Origin of the sequence: Pseudonocardia nigra, assembly GCF_019396355.1 — a bacterium.
Lineage (GTDB): Bacteria > Actinomycetota > Actinomycetes > Mycobacteriales > Pseudonocardiaceae > Pseudonocardia > Pseudonocardia nigra.
The window spans coordinates 66,070-72,609 of record NZ_JAHKRK010000012.1; the positions used below are offsets into that span (position 1 = coordinate 66,070).

The following is a 6,540-nucleotide window of genomic DNA, read 5'->3' on the forward strand; positions in this document are numbered from 1 at the left end:
ACCGGGTTGCCGTCCTGCGCTTCCGTTTGACGGGACCGCGTCCCGGAGCGGAGGGTGACGGCAACAACCACGAACACCACCGGCCGGGGCGGAAATCCGTCCCGGCCCCGAGACGTGTGAGGGGGAAGGCCCGGCGACCGCCGAGCCGAGCGCCATGTCACTGTCCGAGACACCCCGCAGCAAGGACCCGGCGGCACCGGAAGGCACGCTCCTACCGAGCGGCTCCGCAGACCGGCAGTACCCGGTCGACCGGTGGATCTTCGGGATCGCCGCGGCGCTCGTCGTCGCGTTCATCGCGTGGGGCGTGGTCTCCGTCGACTCCCTCGGCGCGGTCGCCTCGGCCGTGCTGGGCGGCATCATGAGCGCAGGTGGTTGGGCGTTCGTCCTGGCGGCGAGCGGGTTCGTCGTCTTCGCGCTGTGGCTCGCGTTCAGCCGCTACGGGAAGATCCCGCTGGGTCGCGACGACGAGGGGCCGGAGTTCCGCACGGTCTCCTGGATCGCGATGATGTTCAGCGCCGGCATGGGCATCGGCCTGATGTTCTACGGCGTCAACGAGCCGCTCACGCACTTCACCAGCCCGCCGCCGGGCACCGTCGCCGCCGGCACCAACGACGCGCTCGACGTCGCGATGGCCACCACGCTGTTCCACTGGACGCTGCACCCGTGGGCGATCTACGCCGTGGTCGGGCTCGCCATCGCCTACAGCACGTTCCGCCGCGGTCGCCGTCAGCTGATCAGCTCGGCGTTCGCCCCGCTGCTCGGGGAGCGGCACACCGAGGGCGCGTTCGGCAAGGCGGTCGACATCCTGGCGATCTTCGCGACGCTGTTCGGCTCCGCGGCGTCGCTCGGGCTGGGCGCGCTGCAGATCGGCGGCGGCCTGCAGGCCAACGGGATCCCGGTCATCGGCGACGTCCTGCTGGTCGGGATCATCGCCGTGCTCACCATCGCGTTCGTGGCCTCGGCGGTCACCGGTGTCGCCAAGGGCATCCAGTGGCTGTCCAACATCAACATGGTGCTGGCGGGCGTACTCGCCGCCTTCGTGTTCGTCGCCGGGCCGACGGTGCTGATCCTCAACCTGCTACCCACCGCGATCGGCGACTACTTCGGCAACCTCTCTGAGATGGCAGCCCGCACCGCGGCCACCGGCGGCGACGCCACGGCCGAGTGGCTGTCGGGCTGGACGGTCTTCTACTGGGCCTGGTGGATCTCCTGGACCCCATTCGTCGGCATGTTCATCGCCCGCATCAGCCGGGGCCGCACGATCAAGCAGTTCGTCGTCGGCGTGATCCTGATCCCGAGCACCGTCAGCCTCATCTGGTTCGCGATCTTCGGCGGAGCCGCGATCCAGACGCAGCGCGGCGGCACCGACCTCGCGGCGCTCGACGTCGAGGCCCAGCTGTTCGGCCTGCTCGACACGTTCCCGCTCGGCAACGCGCTGGGCATCCTCGCCATGCTCCTGATCGCGATCTTCTTCGTGTCCGGCGCCGACGCCGCCTCGGTGGTGATGGGCACGCTGTCGCAGCACGGCTCGATCGAGCCGTCTCGCTGGGTGGTGGTGTTCTGGGGCGTCGTGATGGGCGGCATCGCGATCATCATGTTGCTCCTCGGCGAGGAGGGCGAGGCGCTCACCGGCATCCAGAACATCACGATCATCATGTCCGCGCCGTTCGCGATCGTGATGGTGGTGCTGTGCGTCGCGCTGGCCAAGGACCTGTGCGAGGACCCGCTGATGCGCCGCGACGACCGGTCCGCGCAGGCGGTGGTGCAGGCCGTGGAGTTCGGCACCGAGCACTACGGCGACGAGTTCTACCTCCCGGTGAAGCCCACTCCGGAGGCGAGCAACAGCAACGGCAACGTCGCGGTGCAGCAGCCCGCCGAGAAGAAGTCGTGACGCAGGCTGCGGGACGCCTCGGTACCGGGGCGTCCCGCAGCCCTGATCCCCCGGCGGCGGTCACATCTCCAGCACGACCTTGCCCGTGACCTCGCGCTCGTCGATCCGCGCCAGCGCGTCCGCGGCCTTCTCGAGCGGGAACGTGCCGCTGATCAGCGGGTCGAGCGCCCCGGAACGCAGGTGCGGCTCCAGCTCGGCCCACTGCTGCCCGACGTAGCCGGGCCGACGCAGGGCGAAGGCGCCCCAGCCGACGCCCACGACATCGACGTTGTTGAGCAGCAGCCGGTTCACCTTCACCGTCGGGATCTCCCCCGCCGTGAACCCGACGACGAGCAGCCTCCCCTCGGGGGCCAGGCAGCGCAGCGAGTCGGTGAAGCGGTCACCGCCCACGGGATCGACCACGAGGTCGACCCCGGCGCCGCCCGTGAGCTCGCGGACCGCGTCCTTGAAGCCGTCGACGCCCACGGCCTCCTGCGCGCCGGCCGTGCGCGCCACCTCCCGCTTCGCCTCGGTCGAGGCGACCGCGATCACGCGGGCGCCGAGCGCCACCGCGAGCTGGATGACCGCGGTGCCGACGCCGCCTGCGGCCCCGTGCACGAGCACCGTCTGCCCGTCGCGCAGGTGACCGCGGACGAGCAGCGCGAAGTGCGCGGTGAGGTAGTTCATCGGCAGGCAGGCGCCCGCGGCGAACGACACCTCCTCCGGCAGCGGCAGCACGTGGTCCGCGGACACCGCGACGACCTCGGCGAACGCTCCGGTGCTCGGGAACGCCACCACGCGGTCGCCGGGCCGCAGCGGGGAGCCGTCGGGAGCCTCGCGGACGACGCCCGCCACCTCGGAGCCGAGCGTGAACGGCAGCTCCGGCTTGTACTGGTAGAGGCCCTTGGTCTGCAGCACGTCGGGGAAGTTCACCCCGGCCGCGCGCACCTCGACCAGCACCTGGTCCGGCCCGCGCTGCGGCTCCGGCACCTCGTTCACCTCGACCGCTGCTGGCCCGTCCAACCGCACCACCTGCAGTGCACGCACGCGTTGACCCCTTCGTCGACCGATCGTTGCGCCCCCATCCTCACCCGAGAGAGCGCAGCGCGTCCCCTGCTGCGGTGACGATCGCGTCACCGTGGCCGAAGCATGCGACGTCGACGTCGAGCCCGGTGAGCCGCCGCATCGACGCCGCGGCGCGGTCACGGTCGACGTTGAAGGGGCCGAGCATCAGCTCCCCGCTGTGCTCGGCGATCACGTCGCCGGTGAACAGCACGCGCTCCCGTTCCAGGTGCAGGGCGATGCTGCCGTCGGTGTGGCCCGGCACGGGGATCACCCGGGCGCCGCCGCCGATGTCGAGCTCGTCGCCGTCGTCGAGCTCCACGTCGACGCGGGCGGGCGGGGCCGCGGTCAGGCCGTGCGCGACCTGCGTGTGCAGCTCACGCTCGAACTCCGTGAAGTCCGGCGGCGGGGCGGGCCGATCGCCGCGGACGACAGGCGCGTCGGCGCGGTGGGCCAGCACGGTGGCCCCGGGCCAGGAGCCGATCTCGGCCGCGGAACCGGTGTGGTCGTCGTGGGCGTGGGTCAGCCCCACGCGCCGCAGCGTGCCGAGCCCACGCACCGCGGACGCGATCGCGGGCGCCGAACCGGGCGGGCCGGTGTCGATCAGGGTCAGGTCGTCGCCGTCGCGCCAGAGATAGGCCTGGCCGACGAAGAACCGCATCAGGTGCAGCCGGGGGGTGAGTTCGAGGAGATCCACGCCCCCGGACCGTACGGACGCCGCGCGGCGCAGCTCCGTGCGTTCGCGCACGGCGGAGTGGTTCAGGCGGGGACGCCGTCGTCGTAGCGCACGGCGGACGGGGCGGCGGTCAGCTCGTCGACGAGCGCCGTGAGCCACCCGTCCACCCGCTGCTGCACGCGTTCCAGGCCGTCGAGCTCGCAGGCCAGGTCGAGGGCCCTCGTAGCAATGCCGTCGCCGCCGTCGAGTGCGCGGCGCAGCTCGTCGCGGACCCGGTCGGCCCGCGCTCGGCAGCCGTCGGAGGTCTGGACGTGGGCGAGCAGCCGGGCCCGCTGGTCGGCGTCGATCCCGTCGGGTACCGACGCGACGAGCTGCTGCAGGCGATATGGGTGCACTGTGGTCCCCCTCACGTGACGGCTGTCACCTCGACCGTAGATCGGTGGACGCTGCTGCGGAAGTCCCCCGCAGTAGTGTCGGGCGCGTGTCCGACACCGCGCGGTTCCTGCGTGAGTTCGCCCGCGACCCGCTGCACACCGCGGCGGTGGCCCCGAGTTCCCCCGCACTCGCCGCGGCGATGATCGCGCCCCTGTCGGCCGACGACCCGGTCGTCGTCGAGCTGGGGCCGGGCACAGGCGCATTCACCGGTGCCATCCAGGAGCGACTGGGCGGCCGCGGCCGTCACCTCGCGGTCGAGCTCCACCCGGGTTGGGCCGACCTCCTCGCACGGCGGTACCCGGCGGTCGAGGTGGTGCGGGCCGACGCGCGGGCGCTGCCCGCGCTGCTGGCGGAGCGCGCGATCGGCGGCGTCGACGCGGTGGTCAGCGGGTTGCCCTGGGTCGCGTACTCCCCCGGCCCCGACGGCCGGGGCCTGCACGCGCTGATCACCGACGCCCTGCTGCCGCACGGGGTGTTCACCCAGTTCGCCTACTCCTGGACGCGCTGGGCACCGCCCGCCCGCCGCCAGCTCGCCGACCTCCGCAGGCACTTCGCGGACGTCGCGATCAGCCCGACGGTGTGGCGGAACCTGCCCCCTGCGGTGGTCTATCGCGCCCGCCGTCCCGTGCCGCGCCCCTGATCACCGCTCTGATCACCAGGGACGCCGGAGACCCCTCCCCGCCCGTGCCCCGATCGGTGGCGGCTGAGAAGGTGGGCCGAGTGCGACTCGTGTTCGGCCCCGACGACCTTGAGGAGTACTCCCGTGCCCGCGACCGGCTGCGACTGCACATCGTCGCCTGGGCCCGCCGGAGAGGCATCGAGGTCGAGCCGTCACTCGTCGCGGCAGCGCTCGACCACAAGCACGGCGTCGACGGCAGGCTCGCGCACTGGACACGGGCGCACGTGGCCGACGCGCTGGCGATCTGGTTCCCCCGCACCGTCGCGCTGCTCGAGGACGACCGCGACGCCGTCCCCGCCGCGCTGCACGCCCTGATCGGCTTCCTCGCCGAGAACGACTGGCTCGACTCGCGCTCCGCGCCGGCCGCCGAGCTGCACGCCCAGATCACCGACTCCACACCCGCCCTGTACGACGCGCTCGACGACGAGCGCAACCACGACCTCGGCACGTTCTGGGCGGTGCAGATGCTGCGCCACGGCGTCGCGACGGCCGACCCGGCCGCCGTCGCCCGCTTCCTGCAGCAGGTACACGCCGGCGAGCTGGAGATCGACCGGGCGGCGCTGGACGAGATCGTGCGCCGCCAGGAGGTGGAGACCGCCGAGCCCGCGCAGCCCGACCTGCCGCCCGTGCTTCCTCCCCATGCCGCGCAGCTGCTCGCCGCCGCCGACTCCTCCATCGCACTGGCCCGGCTGCGCGCGTTCACCCGCTGGGTCCGGGCCGGGCGCACGGTCACGCGCGACGGCAGGCTGCTGCTGTCCGACGCGCGCGCGGTGGCCGACGCGCTCGACCTCGACCACTTCTCCCGCGACCACGCCCGCACGTGCGACGACCTCCCCGAGATCGCGCTGCTGCTGGCCTGGGCGCGCCAGGCCCGGCTCGTGCGGGTGGTGCGCGGCAGGCTCGTGCAGGTCAAGAGCTCGGCGCCGCTGCTGTCGCGCCCGATCGAGCTGTGGCGGCGGGCGTTCGAGGCCGTCGGCGGCATCGGCGAGCACTTCGGCGGCAGCAACGTGTTCGGGGCGCCGTCGCTGTTCGGGATGAGCCTCGGTGAGGCGTTCCCGATCCTGCTGCAGCTGGTCTACGCCGCCGGCGGGGACCCGGTCCCGGTCGAGCGGTTCCACCGCGCCGTGCGCGACACCGTCAACGACCGGATGGGCTGCGTCGTCGACGACCTCGCGGGCGACGTCGAGCACCGGCTGTGGCGCCGCGACGTCACCGCGCTGCTCGACGCGCTGGAGCTGCTGGGTGCGGTGCACCTGTCGGAGAGCCTGGACGCGGAGGACCACGACGAGCTGATCGAGCTCGCCGGCCGCGACGACCCCGACCCGACGCTCGTGGCGCTCACCCCGATCTGCATGTGGGCGGTGCAGGAGATGCTCACCGAGCAGGGGGTGCACGCGCCGCTGGTCGGCGAGCTCGCCGACGAGGACATCGAGTTCGTCTGCGTGCGGATGAGCACGGTGCGTCCCGAGGTGGCCGAGGCGGAGCTGGCGGCGTGGGTGCAGGCCCGCCCCGGGCGCGCCGCGGCGCAGGAGATCATGCGGTACCTGCAGCGCGCCGAGGACCCCGCCCACCGCGAGCTGGCGCTCGACGCCCTGTCCCGCACCGGAACGCCGGGACGGGAGATGGCCCGCTTCCGCACCCGCTCCGGAGCCGTGGCCCTGCGCGCCCCGGCGACAGGCGCCCAACCCCGCGTGGAGTGCGACGCGCGGGCCCGCCGCCCGTAGGCGCCCGCCGCCCGCCCCGCCGCCCGCCGCCCGTAGGCGCCCGCCCCGTGCCAGCAAGGTGGCGATACCGCCACTGGATGGCAGTATCGCCACC

General features: G+C 73.3%; 6 protein-coding genes. 3 read left to right on the top strand and 3 right to left on the bottom strand.

Annotation, left to right across the window (positions count from 1 at the left end; all coding sequences use genetic code 11):
- The first annotated feature begins 154 nt into the window (after positions 1–154).
- Entirely contained in the window at positions 155–1,891 is a 1,737-nt protein-coding gene (locus KME75_RS05485) for a BCCT family transporter (protein WP_219413419.1), read from the top strand.
- 60 nt (positions 1,892–1,951) lie between these two features.
- On the opposite strand, the gene KME75_RS05490 is transcribed toward KME75_RS05485, so the two are convergent.
- From KME75_RS05490 to KME75_RS05500, 3 genes are all read right to left on the bottom strand, one after another.
- A complete protein-coding gene (locus KME75_RS05490; RefSeq protein ID WP_219413420.1) occupies positions 1,952–2,917 on the bottom strand; it encodes an NADPH:quinone oxidoreductase family protein in 966 nt (321 codons plus the stop codon).
- A 40-nt stretch (positions 2,918–2,957) separates the two neighbouring features.
- Positions 2,958–3,629, bottom strand: a complete 672-nt coding sequence (locus tag KME75_RS05495; protein ID WP_308282576.1) for an MBL fold metallo-hydrolase — start codon at positions 3,627–3,629, stop codon at positions 2,958–2,960.
- 62 nt (positions 3,630–3,691) lie between these two features.
- Complete coding sequence (locus tag KME75_RS05500; RefSeq protein ID WP_219413421.1) at positions 3,692–4,018, bottom strand: hypothetical protein; 327 nt, start codon at positions 4,016–4,018, stop codon at positions 3,692–3,694.
- 71 nt (positions 4,019–4,089) lie between these two features.
- On the opposite strand from KME75_RS05500, the gene KME75_RS05505 reads away from it, so the two are divergent.
- Both KME75_RS05505 and KME75_RS05510 read left to right on the top strand, forming a co-directional pair.
- Positions 4,090–4,683 carry a class I SAM-dependent methyltransferase gene (locus KME75_RS05505; RefSeq protein WP_219413422.1) on the top strand — a complete coding sequence of 198 codons (594 nt, stop codon included), beginning with the start codon at positions 4,090–4,092 and terminating at the stop codon, positions 4,681–4,683.
- 80 nt (positions 4,684–4,763) lie between these two features.
- Positions 4,764–6,446, top strand: coding sequence for a hypothetical protein (locus KME75_RS05510; RefSeq protein WP_219413423.1), 1,683 nt, complete (start codon positions 4,764–4,766; stop codon positions 6,444–6,446).
- Positions 6,447–6,540 lie beyond the last annotated feature (94 nt).